The following is a 20,366-nucleotide window of genomic DNA, read 5'->3' as shown; positions in this document are numbered from 1 at the left end:
GGGCTTCACGCGGGAAGCGTCATCTTATTAAGAGAGGCCACCAGTGCCAGACGGTGCTCGGCGCTCATGGTTATCCCTTCCGTTAACTCCGACAGCCAGATACCGTCCGCCGCGTAGCGCACCAGCGTGCCGGTGGGGCTGTTATCAAGCTCATCGCCACATGCCAGTTTCTCCAGCATCCAGTCGCGCCAGCATTTTCGCAGCACCGGCTCGTCGGGCATCGCGAGCGACAGCACCATTAATTGACGGCTTTCATGAGTATCCGTCAGGTCGGCGAGATAGTTCAGATAGGCGCGGGTAAAACGGCCGTAGCTGACGCCGTCCTGTTGCATCAACGCGGTGATAGCTTCTTCCATAATCGCCAGTAAGCGGGCGAACAGCGCGAAGATAAGCGCTTGTTTATTGGGAAAATGGTGCATTAACCCGCCTTTGCTGACGCCAGCTTCGCGAGCGACGGCGTTAAGCGACAGGGCGGCGATGCCATCCCGGCCGGCAATCATGGCCGCGGATTCCAGCAACTGCTGATATAAGCGAACCGGATCTTTTTTGCGGTGTTGGATTTCCATATTCATGCCGCGATCATACCGACCAGACGGTATGTTAATTTTTGATAGCGATCAAAGGTGCGGAAGTAACCCTATTAGGATTGTGGGTAGTGCGTGTGAGGTCACAATTTATCGTATGGATAGGACGATGAACTGATGGGCGTTGGCAGGAGATATCGCAGCTCAATACCGTAGGTGCAGAAAAACATACGAAATTACCCGTTCTCATGGCATGTTAGAACGCTTGCTGTCCTGAAAATGATCAGAGGTTTATGTCATGAATCCAATTGATTTTTATATGGTCGATGCTTTCACCACCACGACCTTTGGCGGTAATGCTGCGGCCGTGTGCCCTTTAGCCGAATGGTTACCCGATGAGACATTGTTAAAAATGGCTAAACAGCATAACCAGTCGGAAACCGCTTTTTTTGTCACCACTGACAGCGGTTTTGAATTGCGCTGGTTCACTACTCAGGGGGAAATCAACCTTTGCGGCCATGCCACGCTTGCGGCTGCTCATGTCATCTTTGAATACCTTGATTACCCCGACACGCGGATTCATTTTGACACCCGTTTTGTTGGCCCACTTTCCGTGACCCGCAATGGTGAATGGTTAACGCTTGATTTCCCCGCGTGGAAAACGGAGCCGGTTTCACCGCCGCCTTTGCTGCTGGAAACATTGGGCATTACCGAGTGCAAAGAGGTTCGCGTGGCGCGAGATTACATGGTGGTGTTGGAGAATGCGCAGCAGGTTGCCACCGTTCGCCCGGACATTAATGCGATGATCCCGCTGGGCAAAATGGTCTGTATTACGGCGCCGGGAGAGGGGGAATACGATTTTGTCAGCCGTTTCTTCTGCCCGGGTGAGGCGGTTGCGGAAGATCCGGTGACCGGATCTGCGCACAGTATGCTGATCCCTTATTGGGCGGAAAAACTCAATAAAACGCAGATGCTGGCGCGACAGGTGTCTGAACGCGGCGGTGATTTACGCTGTCAGCTGCTGGGCGAACGGGTGCATATTGGTGGACAGGCGACGACCTATTTAATTGGCAAGGTTTTATTGCGCTAGCGGTGAGCTGATAAGGTTGCAGGAGAGCGGTAGGCCGGATAAGGCGTTTACGCCGTCATCCGGCAATCGGTGCCGGATGGCGCTTTGCTTATCCGGCCTACCGCGTGTCTTCCCTTAGCTGAGCGACTTATTGCGCATCAGACCATTCGCCCATCTCAATAATGATAAAGTGCGCGTGTTGGTCTTTCGCTTTAAAGGTCAGCGTTGCAGGCCCAACAACTTCGAGTGAGTCCCGTTCATCCAATGTCACAATGCCGTCGACCTTTACGCTGTCTTCAATACTGTTGATATAGGCCTGACGACCGGCTTTGAGTTCATAGGTCACTTCTGCATCGCTGTTGGTCAGCTCACTGACGAACATGTTCACATCCTGATTCAGATGCAGCGGCGCATCGTCTTCATTTTGCAGACTGCCGACGATATGCAGCAGTTTGTTCTCGCGGTCTTCGTCGGTGAATTTATGGTTTTCATAACGGACTTCCAAACCTTGTTCTGGTGGCAGGATCCAGATTTGCAGGAAGCGACACCAATCGTCATGGTTGTTCAGCTCTGAGTGCCATACGCCGTTGCCAGCGGTGACCGTTTGGACATGCCCACGGCTCAGAACATCTTCGACCTGCGTCGCGCTGTCCCAGTGGGTCAAATTGCCTTTCACCAGATAACTGACGATCTCCATATCTTTATGCGGATGGCGATCGAAGCCGCTGTGTGGTTTAACATCATCGTCGTTTACTACGCGCAGCACGCCGTAGTGCATGTTTTCAGGATCGTAATAGTTGGCGAATGAAAAATGAAAATAGGTGTTCGCTGGATGATATTCACTGGCTGGCAGATAATGCAGCAGCTCTGCGCCTTTTTTACGATAATGATTAGCCATAACAGATGTTCCTCGGTGTTTATCTAATGCACGTATGATAGGCAGGGGATTCATACAGATAAATCAGGGTTTAGGTAAGACACCGTTACGCAAAATGAAAGAATACGACCTCATCTCACTTCGCAGCTTTGTCGCCGTCGTTGAAAGCGGCAGCTTCTATAATGCTGCCGTCCAGCTTGATGCCAGCAGCGCGGCCATTAGCCGGCGGGTTTCCGCGCTGGAAGCGGCGCTAAGCGTCAAGCTCATCAATCGCACCACTCGCCAGCTCGATTTAACCCCCAGCGGGCAGCAGTTTTACCAAGACGTTTTAGGTATCCTTAGCGCACTCGAACAGGCTGAAGAACGGCTTAACTGTGCCCAGGAAACCTACAGCGGCATTATTCGACTGGGGGCGCCGCTGAGTTTTGGCACCCAGAAACTGGCTCCGCTACTTCCTGCTTTTTTGAAAAAGTATCCGCAGATTACCGTGACGCTGCAGTTGGAAGACCGGGTCAGCGATCTGCTCAACGAAGGCATCGATCTGTCTTTGCGCATCGGCGAACTGCAAGATTCATCTTTAGTCAGTTTGCCCATTGCGATGATGCCGCGGTTGTATTGTGCCTCCCCGGATTACCTTAAAACTCACGGCAAGCCGGAATCACCCGCTGAATTAAAGCACCACCACTGTCTGCATTATTCACTCCTGTCTACGCGGGATGAGTGGGCGTTTGCCTACGGCGACCAAGAACTGGACGTTCGGGTGCCATTGGCTGCGAATAACGGCGATGTACTGCGCGAAGCCGCGATTCAGGGCCTGGGGATTGCGATGCTACCGGGGTATATCGTCGAAGAGGCATTGCAGGACGGCACGTTAGTCCCGGTGCTGGAGCGCTATGCTCCGCCGCCGTTGCCTCTGTCGATAGTGCGGCCATCTCGCCAGTTTACCCCGGTTCGGGTGACGGTATTGATGCAGTATTTACGTGAAGCTCTCGCTGGGGTTGGCGGTAACAAATAGATTTGAACCGAGAGAGGGGAGTCAGCAGTTTGCATTGCTGCCGTTCAATTATTAAGAATAATAACAACAGAACCTGAAAGACTTTCGGAAATAACTTATCCGCAATATTAACTAATGGTAAAAATAAAGTAACATCTCGTAAAACTTTACTGTTTTGCGTTCTCGTAGACGAGAATTTACATGTCGTGATATAATGCGGCGGTAAAATGTGCGGAATAATTAATCTGCCATTCATGTAAATAAATCTTCGAGGAGAGCATTCCAGTGGGACGTAAATGGGCCAACATTGTTGCTAAAAAAACGGCTAAAGACGGGGCGACGTCTAATGTATATGCAAAATTCGGTGTGGAAATCTATGCCGCTGCGAAACAAGGTGACCCAGATCCAGAATTAAACTCATCTTTAAAATTCGTTATTGAGCGTGCGAAACAAGCCCAGGTTCCAAAACACGTTATTGATAAAGCGATTGATAAAGCCAAAGGCGGCGGAGATGAAACCTTCGTGCCGGGGCGTTATGAAGGCTTTGGACCAAACGGTTCAATGATCATCGCTGAAACGCTGACTTCAAATGTTAACCGCACCATTGCCAATATCCGCTCAATCTTCAATAAAAAAGGCGGAAATATCGGGGCGGCAGGTTCTGTCAGCTATATGTTTGACAATACTGGGGTGATTGTATTTAAAGGGACTGACCCAGACGCTATTTTTGAAATTTTGCTTGAAGCTGAAGTTGAAGTCCGTGATGTCACCGAAGAAGAAGGCAACATCATTATTTATACTGAGTCTACAGACCTACATAAAGGTATTTCAGCGTTAAAAGCCGCTGGCATTACTGAATTCTCAACCACTGAATTAGAAATGATTGCGCAAGCAGAAATTGAACTTCCAGCAGAAGATTTAGAAATCTTCGAAGGGCTTGTCGATGCCCTTGAAGCTGACGATGATGTTCAGAAGGTATATCATAACGTTGCCAATCTCTAATTGCTTATTAAAAGAATCTGTCATTACGGCAGATTTTTAATTAATAAGTTGATTATGAAAAAGCGCATCAGGATCTTATGTCGATGTAAGCCATATTAGCTCCTGATTGCCGCGCAACGTTTTACTTTGTTGTGCTGAATATAACTGATGCCTGCGGCGATAAATAAAGCGCAGGCACCCGAAAGTATTGAAATTGTCATACCATTATTATTGCTCTGGAATGCACTCACCATTAACGGCCCGGCAATTTGCCCAATGCCATAGGTCAGCGTCACCAGCCCCAGTAAATTAATTTTTTGCGGCGCATGAATGCGTTTCGCCAGCGGCATAACTAATGAGCTGGTTCCCATAAAAGTGGCACCAAAGCCGACGCAGCTCAGCGTTAAGAGTAACGGTGAATGGATAAACGAGGCCATGACCACGCAGGTGGCCTGTACGGTCAAGTTCACGCATAGGCACGACAGAATACCCCATCTGCGGGCCGCCCACAGCCAGCCGTAACAGCCCGGAATAACCGCAAGGCCGACAATGGACCAGATATGATTGGCCAGAAATTGATTACCGACGCCACGGGCCATTAACGGCAAATAGGTGGCGACAATGATATAGCCGAATCCCGCTAGGCCATATAATAGCGCCAAGTTCCACCATTGGATATTTGGTTCAGATGAGGCGGCTGCTTTTAGTAAAGGAAGACTATGTTGGCGCTTCGGCAGCAAGATAATCAGTGCCACGAATAACACAGCCGAGAGGATTGAAGCACCGAACCACAGTAGTTTGGAATGCAATGCGAAAGCGATACCGGCAATAACATATTCATTGCCAATAAAAATACCCATTCCCACACCGGCAAACAAAGACGCAATGACAAACGGATTATGGGTGTGCTGTAGCATCAGCATCGAACCAAATATCATCATGCCTGCGCTCGCCACACCGGCCATAAATCTGATTAATATCACCAGCTCAGGATGTGCGATCGCCGCCATGGCAAAAATAAGTATTCCCGTAACCAGCGCACAGGCCAGTAACAGGCCTCTGATATTTTTCAGACCACCGAAAATACCGAATGAGAACAGCAGGCTGCCGACTAGGTAGCCGGCATAATTCGCGCTGGCGATTAAAGAGAGCTGCGAAAAGGTAAAGATCCCCTCGCGTAACATGACCGGCAGCATCGGGGTGTATAAGAATCGTCCAATCCCCATACCTAAGGTCAACACGATCATACCGAAAATCGCGGTACTCAACTGACGATGGCCACCCACACTGTTTTCAAGATCCATTGCTCAGGCTCAATTTGTAAATAAAATTTGATCGTTATGTTACATGAATGAGCAATAATAAAAAGTGAATCAAAAGACGAAAGCATTCACTTTGAGTCACAGACTCGATGAACCGTGTTCCGTACTTGCCCGATTATGCCGCTAAAATCCTAATATTCATCGAATCCGTGTGACATCGGGATGTTTTGCCGTAGCCGCTTCATGAAAAATATCATCAAGCCACCCGACTATCTCGGTTTCCGTAAGGTCGTCGGGAATGATGACGTCATAAAGCCGAGAGAATTTTTGCTCCGACATATCTACACGAAAGACTAGCCAGCGGTCATCCTGGCGTTGCACCCCAATATGTCGGCCAAATACATCGTAAATCAGCATCATAGTTTTCCTTTTACCTCAATATCGCCACCATACCGGGGCATCGACAAAATGTCGTTAATCGCTCATCTCAAGTAGCAGGCGTTCAACCACGCTGATAACGCTTCGAACCCGCTGAGGGATAAAACGAGCGTCGGGATAAACAGCATACAAGAAGCGGTCGGGCAGCCGATAGGCGGGTAACACCGGCACCAGTCTGCCGGCTTTTAGCGCCTCGGCGGCGAGGGGCCGCTGCATACCGCCGATACCGATACCTGACTCAAGTGCCAGCAGCAATGCCGCGCTGGTGTTGGCTCGAAATATGGTATTCACCTTCACGTCGACAGTCTCATCAGCCGCGACCAGCCGTAGCGGGGCGTCTTGGGCAATGCCGCTGAAGCGCACGTGCGGGTGGGCCGCTAATTCGTCAACGGAATGAATCGGCGTAAATCCGGGAGCGGCGTACAGCGCGGTTTCAATTCGTGCAAGAGGGCGTGCAGCATGCGATGGCGGCGGCTCATGGCTCAGGCGCAGTGCGACATCCACCCCTTCTACAACCAAATCGGCTAGACGGTCATCAAGCGAAAGCGTCAGCTGCAATCCGGCGTTTCTATGCTGCAGCGCCAGCAGGTGCGGCAAAAAAATCTGCCCCAGCCCACTCGGCAACTGCACGTGCACCTTGCCTTGCCATTGCGGGTCGGCAGGCGCAAGACGCCTTTCGGCCTCCTGCATCGCTTCCAGCAGCAGGGTCATGTCCCGACGGTATATTTTTCCCTGTTCGGTCAGCGCCATCGCCCGCGTGGTGCGATGCAGCAGGACGACGCCTAGCTCTTCTTCAAGCGCGGCTATCTGCTGGCTAACGGCGGATTGTTTGACCCCGCTTTGGCGAGCGGCGGCGGAAAAAGAGCCGGCTTCGGCAACGCGTAGGAAGGTGGCAATGGCATTGAGCTTATTGTTCATTTAATGATTCTGCTTATAAGTGCCATCAGATTTACGGGATATGTCTAGAAAAAATAATAGATCAAACTGTATCTGTCACCCATTCAGGAGAAACACCATGAGTAAGATACAGCCACAAAAGGTCGCGCTGGTTGCGGGCGCCAGCGGTATTGTCGGTCGGCAGATGGTCAAAACGCTGCTGGATAATCAGTGGCAGGTAATCGGTCTGAGGCATCGGGCAAGCACTCATCCGGATAATATTCCGCTAGTGAATGTGAACTTGTTGGACGCTCAGCACAGTGCGCAGATGCTACAGCCCTTGGTCGGTGTGACTCACATATTTTACAGCGCTTGGGTAAACGCAGCGAACTGGACGGAGATGGTGGCCCCGAATGTGACCATGTTGCGTAATTTGGTCAGCCACGTTGAGAAAACCTCACCGTTGCAGACGGTCAGCCTGATGCAGGGCTACAAAGTCTATGGCGCCCACCTTGGGCCGTTCAAAACACCAGCGCGGGAAAGCGATCCTGGCGTACCCGGTGCCGAATTTAACGCCGCACAGCTCGCGTGGCTCACCGAGTTTCAACGTGGCAAATCGTGGCACTGGAATGCGATTAGGCCCGGGGTGGTGGGTAGCGCGGTGCCCGGTAATACCATGAATCTGGCGCTGAGCATCGCATTGTATGCCTCGCTGTGCAAAGCACAGGGGCTACCGCTGCGTTTTCCCGGTACGCAGCAGACTTGGCACAGTATCGTTGATCACACCGACAGCGGATTGCTGGCCGACGCGACGCTGTGGGCCGCCACTTCATCGACGGCAGAAAACCAGGCTTTTAACGTCAATAATGGTGATATTTGGCGTTGGAGCGAGCTGTGGCCGCTTATTGCACGCTGGTTTGATCTGGAAGCTGCGCCGCCGGTTAATCTGTCGTTTCAACAGCTCTTTCACGACTACCGTGACCTTTGGAGTAAACTGGCCGGGGAGGGGCTGGTGGAGGCGGATATCCTGCGCTTGAGCGACGGTCAATTTGCCGATTTCGTGTTTAGCTGGGATTACGACATGTTTGGCGATGGCAGCAAGCTACGCCGAGCGGGATTCCCGCGTATGCAGGCAACGGACGAGATGTTTTTCAGTCTGTTTACCCAGCTACGTGCCGCGCGGGTTATCCCTTAAAAATGCGTAAACTATTCCTGCATCAGTTCATCATAAAGCGTATGTAGGCGAGTTCTCAGATACAGTACGGCCTTGTGTTTGCGCGACAGCAGGGCCTGTACGCTGACGCCGGTTTCCTCTGCCAGCGCTTTAAAGCTGTAGCCTTCAAGCTCCGTTTTCTCGAATACGTGGCGCTGGGCGTCAGGGAGTTCAGAAAGCGCTTTGTCCAGTTCTTGCCACACCAGTTCGCGCAGATACTCCTCTTCTGGCGATTGTGGGACCCCAAATAAGGTTTCTGCCAGCTCATCTTCCAAAAAGGCGTCATCTTCCTCGCTGTCGTCATCATAGAAAGACAGCGGGAGTTCACGCTTTTTCCGCGCCCGGTCGGTGATTTCGTTGCGTGCGGCGCGAAACAGCCAAGCCGCGACGTTCTCAACCGGCTGTTCCACCTTTATTAGCTGGTAGGTGACTTCCTGCAGGATGTCGTCCGCATCATCGCGAACCGCGGTACGGCCGCGAATGAAGGCTGATAATTTAGCCCGACAGGCGGCCAGCGCTGATAGGATGAGGGACTCATTAGCCTTGTCAGCGCTCATCACTCACGCTCGGTTCCCGCAGGTTTTTGCTCTTCAGTTTCTTGAGCATTAGGCTGCACGGCGGCGTTATCTTGACGGCGTTCGCTCTGGTCGCAAGACCCACCGCGATGATGACCATAGCCATGCCCGCGATGTTCACCATGATGGTGCCCACGGCTTTCATGATGGCAGCCACCGCCACGGCGATGCTGCATAAACTGCTCGCGCTGCTCCTGCGTCATCTGCATCCAGCGCTCGTGCATGCGGCGACGATCGCGCCCCCGGCCAAACATCCCCGGACGCATGCCCAGCCCGCCGAACAGAATGCGGCACAGTACCAATAACCCCAGCGCCTGCCAGAAACCCATGCTGTTTACGCCAACCAACGCGGGCAACACGGCGTTCCACAGTGACATCACCAGCAGCGCCAGCAATGCGACAAATGCGATGCCAATCAATATCGGCTTTGCAAATGATCGATGGCCAAATCCAAGACCGTGACCCCATCCCCGTTTATGCATATCAAAATCTCTCATGTTTTTACTCCTCAATAGATAACTTAAAAGTTGCTTCTGATGAGGTAGACGAATGAGCCGCAGAAATATTGCCAGAAAAATGATTTTTTTTGCTGATGGATTTTTGCTGCGCTCAATCCGTGATGGTTAGGGGGCCATTTGGGCCGCCGAAACGTCAATCGAGCCCATGTCTGCCTAGACCGGCTTGTTCCCGCGTTTGGGCAGCAGGATGATTAAATCCACCACCGGAAAAGAACCCTGCTTTATGGTCAAACAATGCAATAAACCTTTATATCTATGTGTGTTTAATTGCACTAGGTAAATATATCGTTTGTTTTTTGCTCAGTGGTAATGAAAATTAGTCAGCATCAAATAAAAGTAGCGATCTTGCTGAATCCATTTAAAAAATGAAATAGAGTTAACCTGTTGATTTTAGTAAGCTATAATGAGAAAGGGCTTAATGCTTCAATATTAGCCAGGCAGCATGTGTAAATAGCACGATATCTAAATTATAATTCTTTTACATCCAGTAGATAGGTGAGGTTAAAATGCGTGTAATTGTCATGTTTTTAAGCTTGGTGGTGTGCACACAGGTCTGGGCGGGAGAACTTTCCAAACCTACTGGTAAAGTCATTTTAACCGTGTCCGGTAATATAGAAAACACCAATGCGGATGGCAAAGCCGTTTTGGATATCGCTAGCCTTGAGAAATTGGGCATGGAAAGCATCCAGACCACCTCTCCTTGGTATAATGGACGCACCACCTTTACGGGTATTCCAATGCAAAAGTTAATGGATTACCTCGGGGCCAAAGGTTCTATCCTTAAGGTGACGGCGCTTAATGATTACACCACGGTTATCCCGCTTAGCGATTTCAAAAATTACAATGTCATCCTGGCCTTAAAAGTCGACGGAGAATATATGCGTATCCGTGATAAGGGGCCGTTGTTTATCGTTTATCCCTACGACAGCATGCCTGAACTGAATAATCAGGTCTTTTATTCAAGATCGGCATGGCAGGTTAACCGCATGAGCATTGAGTAGGGGTTCAGAAGATCAACATGAACAGAATACTGGCTGGCATAATCTTTTCCCTTTTTCTAGCCACGGGGTATATCTCTTTCCTTGTGCATGAAAGGCAACAAGAGCTACAGAAACTGACTCACTATGCCAATTCTTGGTCAGTGGCGCAGCTGGTATCAGAGTATTACCGATTCGAATCATGGCTTGGTCTTTACACTATTGATGAAACGATGACGCAGGATGATCTGCGCCTGCGTCTCGACATTATGCTTAGCCAGAGTGACCTTATGAAAGAAGGCGATCTGGGGCATTATGTCGATAGCACCAAAGCGCATCATGAACTGGCCTTAAAGCTTGAAAACACGCTTAAATATCTGGATGGTCATCTTGAAAAAATGAGTCGTTCAGACCTTCAGGCCTATTTGAAGGTGATGTATACGCTGGATGCGCCGCTAAGCAGCCTTTCATCCGGTGCATTAAACAAAGATCTTAACGCCATAAACAATGCCAACTTCAAAATTCAGACTCTGTATTATATTTATTCAGCGACATCGGTACTGCTGATAATACTGAGTGCGATATTAGGCGTGCTAATATTCTTCCAGAACAGAAATATCCTCAAGGCCCATCTTCAGGTAAAAAACCTTGCCGAAGAACTCCAAGAATCGAAAGAAACACTGCAAGTACAGAATGCCAGATTGGAGTATGACGTCTACCATGATTCTCTTACCGAGATGAATAACCGACTCTTCTTTTGGGATAACTTAAATAAAACGATTGAGCGCGCAGAAAAAAATAATGATTCCGTGACGGTGATGTTGTTCGATCTCGACCGATTTAAGGAGGTCAATGATACCTATGGCCATGATGCCGGTGATGTATTATTACGCCAGATATCTCAACGCCTGAGCTCCATGGGGCTGAATTCCGATACGCTTTATCGCTTAGGTGGCGATGAGTTTGCGTTTCTGTCGAGTGGCCTGACGGAGAGTCGCGCCGTTTCTCGGGCCCAACAGATCTGCGACGCCATCAACCAGTCCTACACGATTTATAACACGATGATCAACATTACCACCTGTGTGGGCATCGTTATTTCGAGCACGGAACGCCGCTCAGATTTTCTGTATAAATTCGCTGATTTGGCCCTTTATGAAGCAAAAAGTGAAGGTTCTGGGAAGATTAAGGTCTTCCGGCAATATATGCTGGAAAAACTGCAAGAAAGCCGCACCCTTGAGCACGATATGGCGTTAGCATTGGTGAACAAAGAATTCGTGGTTTATTACCAGCCAATTGTTGATTTATTCACCATGGAAACTTACAGCTATGAAGCCCTCATTCGTTGGATACATCCGGTAAAGGGCATCCTGTCACCGGATAGCTTTATTCCCGTTGCTGAAAAAACCGGCATGATTAACGAGATGGGGCGCTCTGTGCTGGAAATGGCCTGTTGGGAAGCCGCCGCGTGGAAGGTTCCGGCTAAAATTTCAGTCAATGTCTCTCCTGTCCAACTCAGCAGTAAAGCCTTTGCCGGAATCGTGCTGTCCATTTTGAAAGAAACGGGCCTCTCAGCCGATCGTCTTGAGCTGGAAGTGACGGAGTCTTCTCTGTTTACGGAAAGTGCGACACCGATGAACACCCTTAATAAGCTCAAAGCGCTGGGCGTGAAAATCTCCATCGATGATTTTGGTACCGGATACTCATCGCTTTCGCGATTGAGCCGACTGGCCTTCGATAAAATAAAAATCGACAAGTCGTTTGTCAATTCCGTCTCGACGCAGGACGATGCCCTTAACATCATCAGACTTATCACCGGTATGGCGAAATCCCTTAATATGAAGACGATCGCGGAAGGGGTGGAAACACAAGAACAGATGGAAAGCCTGCAGGCACTGGGCTGCGATTTCGGCCAAGGGTATCTGTTCGGCAAACCTCAATCGTGTGTGGATGGGAAAATTAGGAACGGGTAAATCGAGAGCGTTTTTGCCCGAACTGCATATGAATAATGACTGTAAACCCGAACTGATTGACTCCGCTAACGATGCCACTCAGGCTGCACGAGAAAACACAAAAAAGGGCGAGGCCAATCTCATGCTGAAAAAATGGACTAAACGGGCTGCTTATTTTGTTGTTTTCATTCTGCTTGGCGTATTAGGAACGCGTATTTTCGATATTCAAAGCCAGCCTGAACTGCAGATTTGGCATACTTTTGTGCCACATGAAATGACGGCGCAAGATATCGATAAAGCGAGCTGGGAAGATTATATCAAGGCAGAAGATTCCCTGTTTAAAGAGGTTCGCGCCGCCGTCACCGATAAATTAGAAAGCCGTCAACAGGTGCCGCTTAATCGTTATTACGCGAAAAGCTCGACATACCCGGAGCATTTCAGCCGCGATTGGAATCGTTCTTATATTCTAAAACCGCAGGGCCAGCCTAAAGGGGCCGTAGTATTGCTACACGGCTTAACCGACAGCCCCTACAGCCTGCGGCATATCGCGGTGAATTATCAGCAACAGGGCTATGTTGCTGTTGGTATCCGGTTGCCGGCACATGGCACGGTGCCCGGCGCACTAACGGACGTCGAGTGGCAGGATTGGCTGGCGGCAACCCGTCTGGCGGTGCGGGAAGCCAAAGCGCTCAGCGGAAAAAACCTGCCGCTGCATATTGTTGGCTACTCCAACGGCGGCGCGCTGGCGATGAAATATACGCTGGACGCCTTGGATAATCCGCTGCTGGCAAAACCGCAGCAACTGGTGCTTATTTCGCCGATGATTGGCCTGACGGCCTATGCGCGCTTTGCCGGCATTGCCGGCTGGCCTGCAGTCTTTCCCGCCTTTGCCAAAGCGGCCTGGCTCGGTATTGTCCCAGAATATAATCCCTTCAAATATAACTCGTTCCCGGTCAACGCGGCGCGTCAATCCTATGAGCTAACGCAGGCGCTGCAAAAGCAAATTATGACCGATGCTCGTGCGCATCGTTTGCAGGCGTTGCCGCCGGTTTTGACCTTCCAGTCCGTGGTCGACTCAACGGTCAGCAGCAGCGCAGTCATCTCGGCGTTATATGATAATCTTCCGGCAAACGGCAGCGAAATTGTGCTGTTTGACCTCAATCAAGCGGCGACGGTGATGCCGCTAATGCGGCCTTCATCCTACACTGCTTTATCCTGGTTACTTCCACCGCCGCCGCGAAAATACGGGGTGACGGTGATATCAACAATCACACCGACCACCACCGAGACCGAAGCCCGTATTACGCCGGTAGGTGAGGAACATGAGCGTGTCGAACCGTTGGGTATTCGTTATCCTGTCGATGTTTTTTCACTTTCCCATATTGCCTTGCCATACCCAACAACCGACTCCTTATACGGAAGCGAGCCCCAGCCCCGCAACCAATTCGGTATTAGCCTCGGCACTTTTGCCGCGCGTGGGGAACGTTCGGTACTGGCGGTTGAACTTGATGCCTTAATGCGGATGTCATCCAACCCGTTCTTCCCGTATATGCTCAAGCGGATTGACCAGCAAATGACGACAGAGTAAAGACGTCATCGTCACGCCTATTTCAGCCATTAATCCTCGTCGTTGCTAAGACAAATTATGTCGAAGCTTTTGCGTTTCTGCGCAAAAGTTAGCGGATAGCGCATTATTTTACCTTTAAATAACAAATCACTAGCCTATAACCCTTTTCGATATAAGGAATAACGAATCGTTATTTGTTCCGCCAAAGGCTGTGTGGGAGCGTAAAAAGACAATACAAAAACAGGGTAGCGAACACGTTATGGCAAAGACTAAACAGACTCTCACACAGATTGCACTGCTGGTAGGTTTGACCGCAACCGGGTTGACCGCATTCACGGCGCACGCCGACCAGTTGGCAGATATTAAAGCGAAAGGGGTGGTGAAGGTCGCCACCTTCGACGCCAACCCGCCGTTTGGTTCCGTGGATGCCAAAACCCACGAACTGGTGGGCTACGACGTCGATTTCGCCAAAGCGTTGGCCAAGTCGTTAGGCGTGAAGCTGGAGCTGGTGGCAACCAACCCTGCGAACCGCATTCCTCTCCTGCAGTCCGGTAAAGCCGATTTGATTGTTGCCGATATCACCATCACGCCGGAACGCGCCCAGGTGGTTGATTTCTCTACGCCGTACTTTGTTACCGGTCAGCAGTTCTTGGTACCTGCCAGCGGCGGCGACAAACTGGATGACTACAGCAAATCCCGCATTGGTGCGGTGAAAGGCACCACCGGTGAACAGACGCTGCATCAGCGCTTCCCGCAGGCTCGCGTACTCTCCTATGATGATATTCCACTGGCATTGACCGCTCTGCGCAACGGCAACGTACAGGCAATTACCCAAGACAGCACCATTCTGGCCGGGCTGCTGGGCGAAGCGCCGGACAAAGCGAAATTTAAAATCCTGCCGGATCTGCTGAGCAAAGAAGAGATTGGCGTTGGCGTCAAAAAAGGCGAGCCGGCGTTGCTGAAAGCGGTGAACGATGAGCTGGTGTCACTGGAGAAATCTGGTGAAGCGGCAAAAATTTACGCTGTTTGGTTTGGCCCATCAACCAAAGCACCACAGCCACGTTCATTCACCATAGAAGCAAAATAATATGCTGTCGGCTTTACTCCCTCACTCCGCGGCTAAGGCCGCGGATTTTTCACATCTCGACAACGCCAGCGTGGTGTTTCGTCAGGTGGTGAAAGAATACGGACGTCATCGGGTGCTAAACGGCATCGATTTGTCAATTAACGCCGGCGAAGTGGTGGCGATACTGGGACCTTCAGGCTCGGGGAAATCGACGCTGATCCGGCTTATCAACCAGCTAGAAACGCTCAGCGGCGGCGAAATCTTGGTGGATGCCAAACCGACAAGCCAGCTTGGCGGCAAGGCGTTACGCCAGTTACGTAGCCGGATTGGTTTTGTCTTCCAGCAATTTAATCTCTATGCCCACCTGACGGCGGCGCAGAATATTACCCTCGCGCTGGAGTCGGTACACGGCTGGCAGCGACGCGATGCCGAACGGCGGGCGGTGGAACTGTTGGAACGCGTAGGGCTTGCTGAAAAAGCGCATGCCATGCCGTCCCAGCTTTCCGGTGGCCAGCAGCAGCGTGTGGCGATTGCCCGGGCGTTGGCCTCTTCGCCGCAAATCATCCTGTTTGATGAACCCACTTCTGCGTTGGATCCTGAGATGATCGGCGAAGTATTGCAGGTGATGAAATCGCTGGCCCACAGCGGCATCACCATGATTGTCGTCACCCATGAAATGCAGTTTGCCCGCGAAATCGCCGATCGGGTGGTGTTTATCGACGGCGGTGACGTGCTGGAAGTGGCTCCGCCTGCTGAATTTTTTGCCCGTCCGCAGCATCCGCGCGCGGTCCGTTTTCTGCAAAAGGTGTTAAACCCGCTGCATCAGGCAGGGACGAGTGATGATGCATTTTGACTGGCAAGGCGTGCTGGCCGGGCAGCCGCTGCAATGGATCATTTCCGGCTTTCTCACCACCTTGTGGGTGACGCTTGCCGGGAGCGTGTTGGCAAGCATGTTGGCGGCGCTATTCTTACTGCTGCGCTTGGCGGGTGGGGCGCTGGGACGGGGGATCACTGCCGGTTGGGTGTCGGTCTTTCGCAATACCCCGCTGCTGGTACAACTGCTGTTTTGGTACTTCGCGGCGTGGAATTTTTTGCCGCAAGGATTGCGCGATTTCGTCAACGCTCCACACGACGGGGCAATTCTGCCGGGTGATGTCTGGTGGCTCACGCCAGAATTTCTGTGCTCGGCGTGGGGATTGGGGGTCTTTACTTCGGCGTTTTTGATTGAAGAAGTCGCTGCCGGGCTACAAAGCGTGCCGAATGGGCAGCGTGAAGCTGCATTGGCGCAGGGCTTTTCCACCTCCGCATTGCTCCGCCATGTGCTGCTGCCGCAGGGGTTGGCTAACGCTTGGCAGCCGGTGGTGGGGCAGTATTTGAATCTGATGAAGCTATCGTCACTGGCTAGCGGCATCGGCTTTGCTGAGCTGACCTATCAGGTACGACAAATCGAAAGCTACAACGCGCATGCGCTGGAGGCTTTTGCCGTCGGCACGGTGCTGTATCTGTTGACCGGCGTGGCGCTGGGGCTGCTATTGACCCGTCTGGGGCCAAGGCCGGTGGGGCAGGCAAAGCGTATTCAGGAAACCGTCGGCGTACAGGGAGATATTTCGCATGAACGCTAATCTGGCGGTCATTTACGACAACCTTGACTACCTGCTGTGGGGAAGGCTGGCGGCGGGAGAGCCTGGCGGGGTTGCGCTGACGTTAATGATGGCGATAGGCGCGGGGGCGTTGGCGCTGCCGCTGGGGATTGTTCTGGCCTGCATCGCGTGGCGTTTTCCCGGCACCACGCGGCGTTTGCTGTATCTGTGGGCGGAGATCATTCGCGGTATCCCGCTCATTTTTGTCATCTTCTGGCTGTGGTATCTGCTGCCGATGCTAACGGGGAGCGATATGCCAGGAGCGGTCACGGTGACGTTGGCTTTGGCTTGGTTTACCGCCGCGATGGTGATGCATTCGGTGCTGGCGGGCCTGCAGGCGTTGCCCGTCGGGCAATATGAGGCGGCGCTAACCCAGGGATTCAGCGCCGGGCAGAGTTTACGCCTTGTTCTGTTACCGCAGACGCTGCGCAATGTGCTGCCGTCGCTGGTCGGCATTTTTATTGGTTTATTAAAGGATACGTCGCTGGCGTTTATTGTGAACGTGCCGGAATTGACCACGGTTGCCGGGCAGGTGAATAACCGGGTGCAGATCTATCCGACGGCGATATTTGTCTTTATCGGCGTGGTCTATTACCTGCTGTGTTTTGGCTTAGAACGGGTAGCCAAACGCTGGCAAAGGCGGTCTGCGGCGTAACTGCGGCGCAAAAACGCCGACTTCCGGAGGCCCGGTTGTCGGCGTATGAGCGTTGTGAATTAGACGTTTTTACGTTCTATGGTTTGCTCGCCCCAGAACAGCGCATCTTTATCCGTTCTGCTGAAGGCCAGTTCGAGAACAGCATCGCTGCCTTCTTCCCAGATTTTTTCCGCTATTTTTTCATCGTATTTCGCCAGCTCAAAAATCGCCTCGGCGATTTCCGGTGAGGTGTTACGCAAACTGGCCCATTCGCCAATACGATGTGCTTTGCCTTCTTGTGTGGGCATATCTCACTCCCTAAATCATTCGCTTTTCATTTTGACAGCCAGTCCTGCCACGTACTCGCCCTGATAGCGAGCGATCGCCAATTCTTCTGGACTTGGCTGACGTGAACCGTCCGCACCGGCAATGGTGGTTGCACCGTACGGTGTGCCGCCGCGAACCTGAGAGACATCAAACAGTTCTTGCGCAGCGTAGCCGATAGGGACAATGACCATACCGTGGTGCGCGAGGGTGGTCCAGGTTGAGGTTATCGTCTGTTCTTGACCGCCGCCGGTACCGGTTGAACTAAATACGCTGGCGAGTTTGCCGTACAGCGCGCCGGACGCCCATAGGCCGCCGGTTTGGTCGAGGAAGGTCCGCATTTGTCCGGCCATGTTGCCGAAACGGGTTGGCGTCCCAAAAATAATCGCGTCGTAATCGGCCAGTTCCTGCGGGGTGGCGACCGGAATAGCCTGTGCTTTGCCGCCAGCTTTCAAAAAGGCCTCTGCTTGCATGGTTTCTGGTACGCGTTTGATGACGACATCAACGCCATCGACCTTGTTCGCGCCTTCGGCAACGGCCTTAGCCATCGTCTCAATGTGTCCATACATCGAATAATAGAGCACCAGAACACTTGCATTTCCACTCATCTTAACTCTCCTGTGTCAAATTGGTTGGTCACATAACAAGCCTCATTAAGCATAGTCCCAAATGATGGGTCTGCTGCATCAAGCCCGCAATAAATCGGTGAAAAGAGGATGGTTTGCCTAGAAAGTAAACGATGCGAGGTTTGTTTGAGCGAAATGTGTTTTGCTTATGAATGAAGATATTGGCTGGTATTAATAATTCAAACAAATAGTACCGATTGATAACTATTTATTTGATTGATTGTTATCAACAATTTTGCGCCATGAGTACGGGAAAATTGACCTAGGCTGAGAACAATGACGAAGATCTGTAGATGAGTAAATTGATGGTGGCGGCAGTGATGGTGGGCGCGAGCCTGCTGGTCAGTACGATGACGCCTGTACAGGGGGTTTTACAGTACGCGCAAATCGCCAAAAAACGCGTTTATCAGGGCTTCGATGTCACGGTGACCCGCATTGGTGACCGGGTGACGGTAAACGGTGAAGCCGCAAGCAAGCAGGAGTGGAATGCAGATGCCGATGTGTTTATCTGTGGCCCGTACCGCATTGTCTTTCACCATCGCACCGGCAAAGTCAGACTGATGAAGGACGGATACTATCTGGGCATTTTGAAATAGGCCCGGCGTACAGCCATTGACGCACAATGACACATTTTTTGTAGGCCGATTTCCCGCTATTTTCCCCTGTGGGGACTACCCTTAAAGATACCCGTGCAACCGTGCGGGCGATTACGCTTTAATCTACGTAATGCACTGTATCGTTCTCTCAACTGGAGGTCAGTAATGGCAAACCATCGTGGCGGTTCAGGCAATTTTGCTGAAGACCGTGATAGAGCATCAGAAGCAGGTCGTAAGGGGGGCCAGCATAGCGGCGGGAACTTTAAGAACGATCCCCAACGCGCCTCAGAAGCGGGCAAAAAAGGAGGGAAAAATAGCCATGGCAGTCACCGCAATAGTTAGCGATGAGTGATAAGTTCGCGTTCCTCCCAGCCGCCGGTTAATCCGGCGGTTTCTTTTTGGCGCCGTAGCCTTCAAAATGAGTATGTAAGCGGTGAATATAATGGAGAGGGCGCATGGCTCAGGATGCAGTAAAAAAGAGCGGCAAACGTTCGCAGGCGGTGAGCGCCAAAAAACAGGCCATTCTTAGCGCCGCGTTAAATACCTTTTCACAATTCGGCATACACGGTACGCGCCTTGAGCAGGTGGCGGAGCAGGCCGGAGTCTCAAAAACCAATCTGCTGTACTATTTCCCGTCAAAAGAGGCACTTTACGTCGCCGTGATGCAGCAAATTCTCGATATTTGGCTGGCGCCGCTGAGAGCGTTTCGTGAAGACCTCGCGCCGCTGGTGGCGATTAAAGAGTACATCCGCCTAAAGCTTGAGGTTTCCCGCGACTACCCGCAGGCGTCGAAGCTGTTTTGCTTAGAAATGTTGCAGGGGGCGCCGCTGGTGATGGAAGCGTTGACCGGGGATTTGAAAACGCTGGTGGCGGATAAATCCGCAATCATTGCAGCGTGGGTTAACGGCGGAAAACTTGCGCCCATCGATCCGCATCATCTGATTTTTATGATTTGGGCGACCACTCAGCACTACGCGGATTTTGCCACTCAGGTGGAGGCGGTCACCGGTAAAACACTGCGTGATGAGACCTTTTTCCAGCAAACCGTCGAGAACGTCCAGCGGATTATTATCGACGGCATTCGGGTACGTTAGTTGGCTGGCGGCAGCGGGCAACTGGTGTCGCCTTCTTCGCACTGCAATAGCGAAGCCAGAAACGCTTCGCGCTCCTGCGTTTTATCGGTCAGGCACTGGCTGTGGATCATCGGCTGAATGCTGCCGCCAACGCTCGCGGAGCTGATAAACTCGCAGTCGGCATCTCGCAGGCTAATCCATGCGGTTTGTGCTTTCTTCAGCAGTTCGCGCTGGGCGGGCTGGGCGCGTTTTAGAACATCCTGCCAGGTCTGGTTTAGCTTTTTGTCGGCAGCCTGATATTGGGTGACAGTGCAGGCGTTAATATCGGCCTGGGTGCTGGCGTTGGCGCAGTCATCCGCCAGCGCGTAGTTGCTTGCGAGCAGCAAGGCGAGGGCCGGTAAGACAAGTTTCATTTCGGGACTCCCTAGGGTAATGGTAGAGAGGATATAGCACGATTTTGGGTTTTGGGATATTGCCGGATACCCTCACCCCGGCCCTCTCCCAAAGGGAGAGGGAGAAAAGCTGCTAGGAACCCTTGTGTGGGAGAGAGAAGACCCGCGCTGAACGGTTCCCTCTCCCCTGTGGGG

At 51.7% G+C, this 20,366-nt stretch carries 24 protein-coding genes; 14 read left to right on the top strand and 10 right to left on the bottom strand.

Features of this window, described 5'->3' with window-relative positions:
- Positions 1–5: 5 nt before the first annotated feature.
- Positions 6–572, bottom strand: coding sequence for a TetR/AcrR family transcriptional regulator (locus AB4K05_RS19260; protein ID WP_368481487.1), 567 nt, complete (start codon positions 570–572; stop codon positions 6–8).
- A gap of 250 nt (positions 573–822) precedes the next feature.
- Here AB4K05_RS19260 and AB4K05_RS19255 point away from each other — a divergent pair, with 250 nt between their 5' ends.
- Entirely contained in the window at positions 823–1,614 is a 792-nt protein-coding gene (locus AB4K05_RS19255; protein WP_368481486.1) for a PhzF family phenazine biosynthesis protein, read from the top strand.
- A gap of 127 nt (positions 1,615–1,741) precedes the next feature.
- Here AB4K05_RS19255 and AB4K05_RS19250 read toward each other — a convergent pair whose 3' ends face one another.
- Entirely contained in the window at positions 1,742–2,491 is a 750-nt protein-coding gene (locus tag AB4K05_RS19250; RefSeq protein ID WP_368481485.1) for a pirin family protein, read from the bottom strand.
- A gap of 94 nt (positions 2,492–2,585) precedes the next feature.
- Here AB4K05_RS19250 and AB4K05_RS19245 point away from each other — a divergent pair, with 94 nt between their 5' ends.
- Positions 2,586–3,485 carry a LysR family transcriptional regulator gene (locus AB4K05_RS19245; protein ID WP_368481484.1) on the top strand — a complete coding sequence of 300 codons (900 nt, stop codon included), beginning with the start codon at positions 2,586–2,588 and terminating at the stop codon, positions 3,483–3,485.
- A 264-nt stretch (positions 3,486–3,749) separates the two neighbouring features.
- Positions 3,750–4,466: a YebC/PmpR family DNA-binding transcriptional regulator gene (locus AB4K05_RS19240; protein WP_368481483.1), complete on the top strand. Its 717-nt coding sequence runs from the start codon at positions 3,750–3,752 to the stop codon at positions 4,464–4,466.
- A gap of 95 nt (positions 4,467–4,561) precedes the next feature.
- Here AB4K05_RS19240 and AB4K05_RS19235 read toward each other — a convergent pair whose 3' ends face one another.
- From AB4K05_RS19235 to AB4K05_RS19225, 3 genes are all read right to left on the bottom strand, one after another.
- Entirely contained in the window at positions 4,562–5,749 is a 1,188-nt protein-coding gene (locus tag AB4K05_RS19235) for an MFS transporter (RefSeq protein WP_368481482.1), read from the bottom strand.
- Between the two features lie 156 nt (positions 5,750–5,905).
- Complete coding sequence (locus tag AB4K05_RS19230; protein ID WP_368481618.1) at positions 5,906–6,124, bottom strand: hypothetical protein; 219 nt, start codon at positions 6,122–6,124, stop codon at positions 5,906–5,908.
- A gap of 57 nt (positions 6,125–6,181) precedes the next feature.
- The gene (locus AB4K05_RS19225) at positions 6,182–7,063 is read right to left on the bottom strand and encodes a LysR family transcriptional regulator (protein ID WP_368481481.1); all 882 of its coding nucleotides are present in this window, start codon (positions 7,061–7,063) and stop codon (positions 6,182–6,184) included.
- 97 nt (positions 7,064–7,160) lie between these two features.
- Here AB4K05_RS19225 and AB4K05_RS19220 point away from each other — a divergent pair, with 97 nt between their 5' ends.
- Entirely contained in the window at positions 7,161–8,216 is a 1,056-nt protein-coding gene (locus AB4K05_RS19220; protein WP_368481480.1) for an SDR family oxidoreductase, read from the top strand.
- Between the two features lie 11 nt (positions 8,217–8,227).
- Here AB4K05_RS19220 and AB4K05_RS19215 read toward each other — a convergent pair whose 3' ends face one another.
- Together AB4K05_RS19215 and AB4K05_RS19210 are read right to left on the bottom strand one after the other, a co-directional pair.
- Positions 8,228–8,791 (bottom strand): RNA polymerase sigma factor, encoded by a 564-nt coding sequence (locus AB4K05_RS19215; RefSeq protein WP_368481479.1) that lies wholly within the window; start codon positions 8,789–8,791, stop codon positions 8,228–8,230.
- Complete coding sequence (locus AB4K05_RS19210; protein WP_368481478.1) at positions 8,791–9,306, bottom strand: hypothetical protein; 516 nt, start codon at positions 9,304–9,306, stop codon at positions 8,791–8,793. The genes AB4K05_RS19215 and AB4K05_RS19210 overlap by 1 nt, the downstream gene beginning before the upstream one ends.
- 527 nt (positions 9,307–9,833) lie before the next feature.
- Between AB4K05_RS19210 and AB4K05_RS19205 the strand changes: the two genes are divergently transcribed.
- The 7 genes from AB4K05_RS19205 to AB4K05_RS19175 all read left to right on the top strand — a co-directional run bounded on the left by AB4K05_RS19205 (position 9,834) and on the right by AB4K05_RS19175 (position 17,181).
- Positions 9,834–10,328 carry a molybdopterin-dependent oxidoreductase gene (locus tag AB4K05_RS19205; RefSeq protein ID WP_368481477.1) on the top strand — a complete coding sequence of 165 codons (495 nt, stop codon included), beginning with the start codon at positions 9,834–9,836 and terminating at the stop codon, positions 10,326–10,328.
- Positions 10,329–10,345: 17 nt separating this feature from the next.
- On the top strand, positions 10,346–12,274 hold the full coding sequence (locus AB4K05_RS19200) for a putative bifunctional diguanylate cyclase/phosphodiesterase (RefSeq protein ID WP_368481476.1): 1,929 nt from the start codon (positions 10,346–10,348) through the stop codon (positions 12,272–12,274).
- A gap of 121 nt (positions 12,275–12,395) precedes the next feature.
- Positions 12,396–13,841 carry an alpha/beta hydrolase gene (locus AB4K05_RS19195; RefSeq protein WP_368481617.1) on the top strand — a complete coding sequence of 482 codons (1,446 nt, stop codon included), beginning with the start codon at positions 12,396–12,398 and terminating at the stop codon, positions 13,839–13,841.
- Positions 13,842–14,079: 238 nt separating this feature from the next.
- The gene (locus AB4K05_RS19190) at positions 14,080–14,907 is read left to right on the top strand and encodes an ABC transporter substrate-binding protein (protein WP_368481475.1); all 828 of its coding nucleotides are present in this window, start codon (positions 14,080–14,082) and stop codon (positions 14,905–14,907) included.
- A gap of 1 nt (position 14,908) precedes the next feature.
- Positions 14,909–15,739 carry an amino acid ABC transporter ATP-binding protein gene (locus tag AB4K05_RS19185; protein WP_368481474.1) on the top strand — a complete coding sequence of 277 codons (831 nt, stop codon included), beginning with the start codon at positions 14,909–14,911 and terminating at the stop codon, positions 15,737–15,739.
- The gene (locus AB4K05_RS19180) at positions 15,726–16,508 is read left to right on the top strand and encodes an amino acid ABC transporter permease (RefSeq protein WP_368481473.1); all 783 of its coding nucleotides are present in this window, start codon (positions 15,726–15,728) and stop codon (positions 16,506–16,508) included. The genes AB4K05_RS19185 and AB4K05_RS19180 overlap by 14 nt, the downstream gene beginning before the upstream one ends.
- Positions 16,498–17,181 (top strand): amino acid ABC transporter permease, encoded by a 684-nt coding sequence (locus AB4K05_RS19175; protein ID WP_368481472.1) that lies wholly within the window; start codon positions 16,498–16,500, stop codon positions 17,179–17,181. Before AB4K05_RS19180 ends, AB4K05_RS19175 begins: the two co-directional genes overlap by 11 nt.
- A 59-nt stretch (positions 17,182–17,240) precedes the next feature.
- Here the strand turns inward: AB4K05_RS19175 and AB4K05_RS19170 are convergent, their stop codons facing one another.
- Together AB4K05_RS19170 and wrbA are read right to left on the bottom strand one after the other, a co-directional pair.
- Positions 17,241–17,468, bottom strand: a complete 228-nt coding sequence (locus AB4K05_RS19170; protein ID WP_368481471.1) for a YccJ family protein — start codon at positions 17,466–17,468, stop codon at positions 17,241–17,243.
- 15 nt (positions 17,469–17,483) lie between these two features.
- The gene (wrbA, locus tag AB4K05_RS19165) at positions 17,484–18,092 is read right to left on the bottom strand and encodes an NAD(P)H:quinone oxidoreductase (protein ID WP_368481470.1); all 609 of its coding nucleotides are present in this window, start codon (positions 18,090–18,092) and stop codon (positions 17,484–17,486) included.
- Positions 18,093–18,403: 311 nt separating this feature from the next.
- Between wrbA and AB4K05_RS19160 the strand changes: the two genes are divergently transcribed.
- The 3 genes from AB4K05_RS19160 (at position 18,404) to rutR (ending at position 19,800) form a co-directional block, all read left to right on the top strand.
- Entirely contained in the window at positions 18,404–18,706 is a 303-nt protein-coding gene (locus AB4K05_RS19160) for a hypothetical protein (RefSeq protein ID WP_368481469.1), read from the top strand.
- Positions 18,707–18,871: 165 nt separating this feature from the next.
- Complete coding sequence (locus tag AB4K05_RS19155; protein ID WP_368481468.1) at positions 18,872–19,048, top strand: general stress protein; 177 nt, start codon at positions 18,872–18,874, stop codon at positions 19,046–19,048.
- A 113-nt stretch (positions 19,049–19,161) separates the two neighbouring features.
- Positions 19,162–19,800 (top strand): HTH-type transcriptional regulator RutR, encoded by a 639-nt coding sequence (gene rutR / locus AB4K05_RS19150; protein ID WP_368481467.1) that lies wholly within the window; start codon positions 19,162–19,164, stop codon positions 19,798–19,800.
- On the opposite strand, the gene AB4K05_RS19145 is transcribed toward rutR, so the two are convergent.
- Complete coding sequence (locus AB4K05_RS19145) at positions 19,797–20,192, bottom strand: lysozyme inhibitor LprI family protein (protein WP_368481466.1); 396 nt, start codon at positions 20,190–20,192, stop codon at positions 19,797–19,799. The two genes, rutR and AB4K05_RS19145, sit on opposite strands and share 4 nt — an antisense overlap.
- Between the last annotated feature and the right edge of the window lie 174 nt (positions 20,193–20,366).

It is taken from the genome of Kluyvera sp. STS39-E (assembly GCF_040932435.1).
Taxonomy (GTDB): Bacteria; Pseudomonadota; Gammaproteobacteria; order Enterobacterales; family Enterobacteriaceae; genus Kluyvera.
This window is presented reverse-complemented; position numbering and strand designations above follow the sequence as displayed.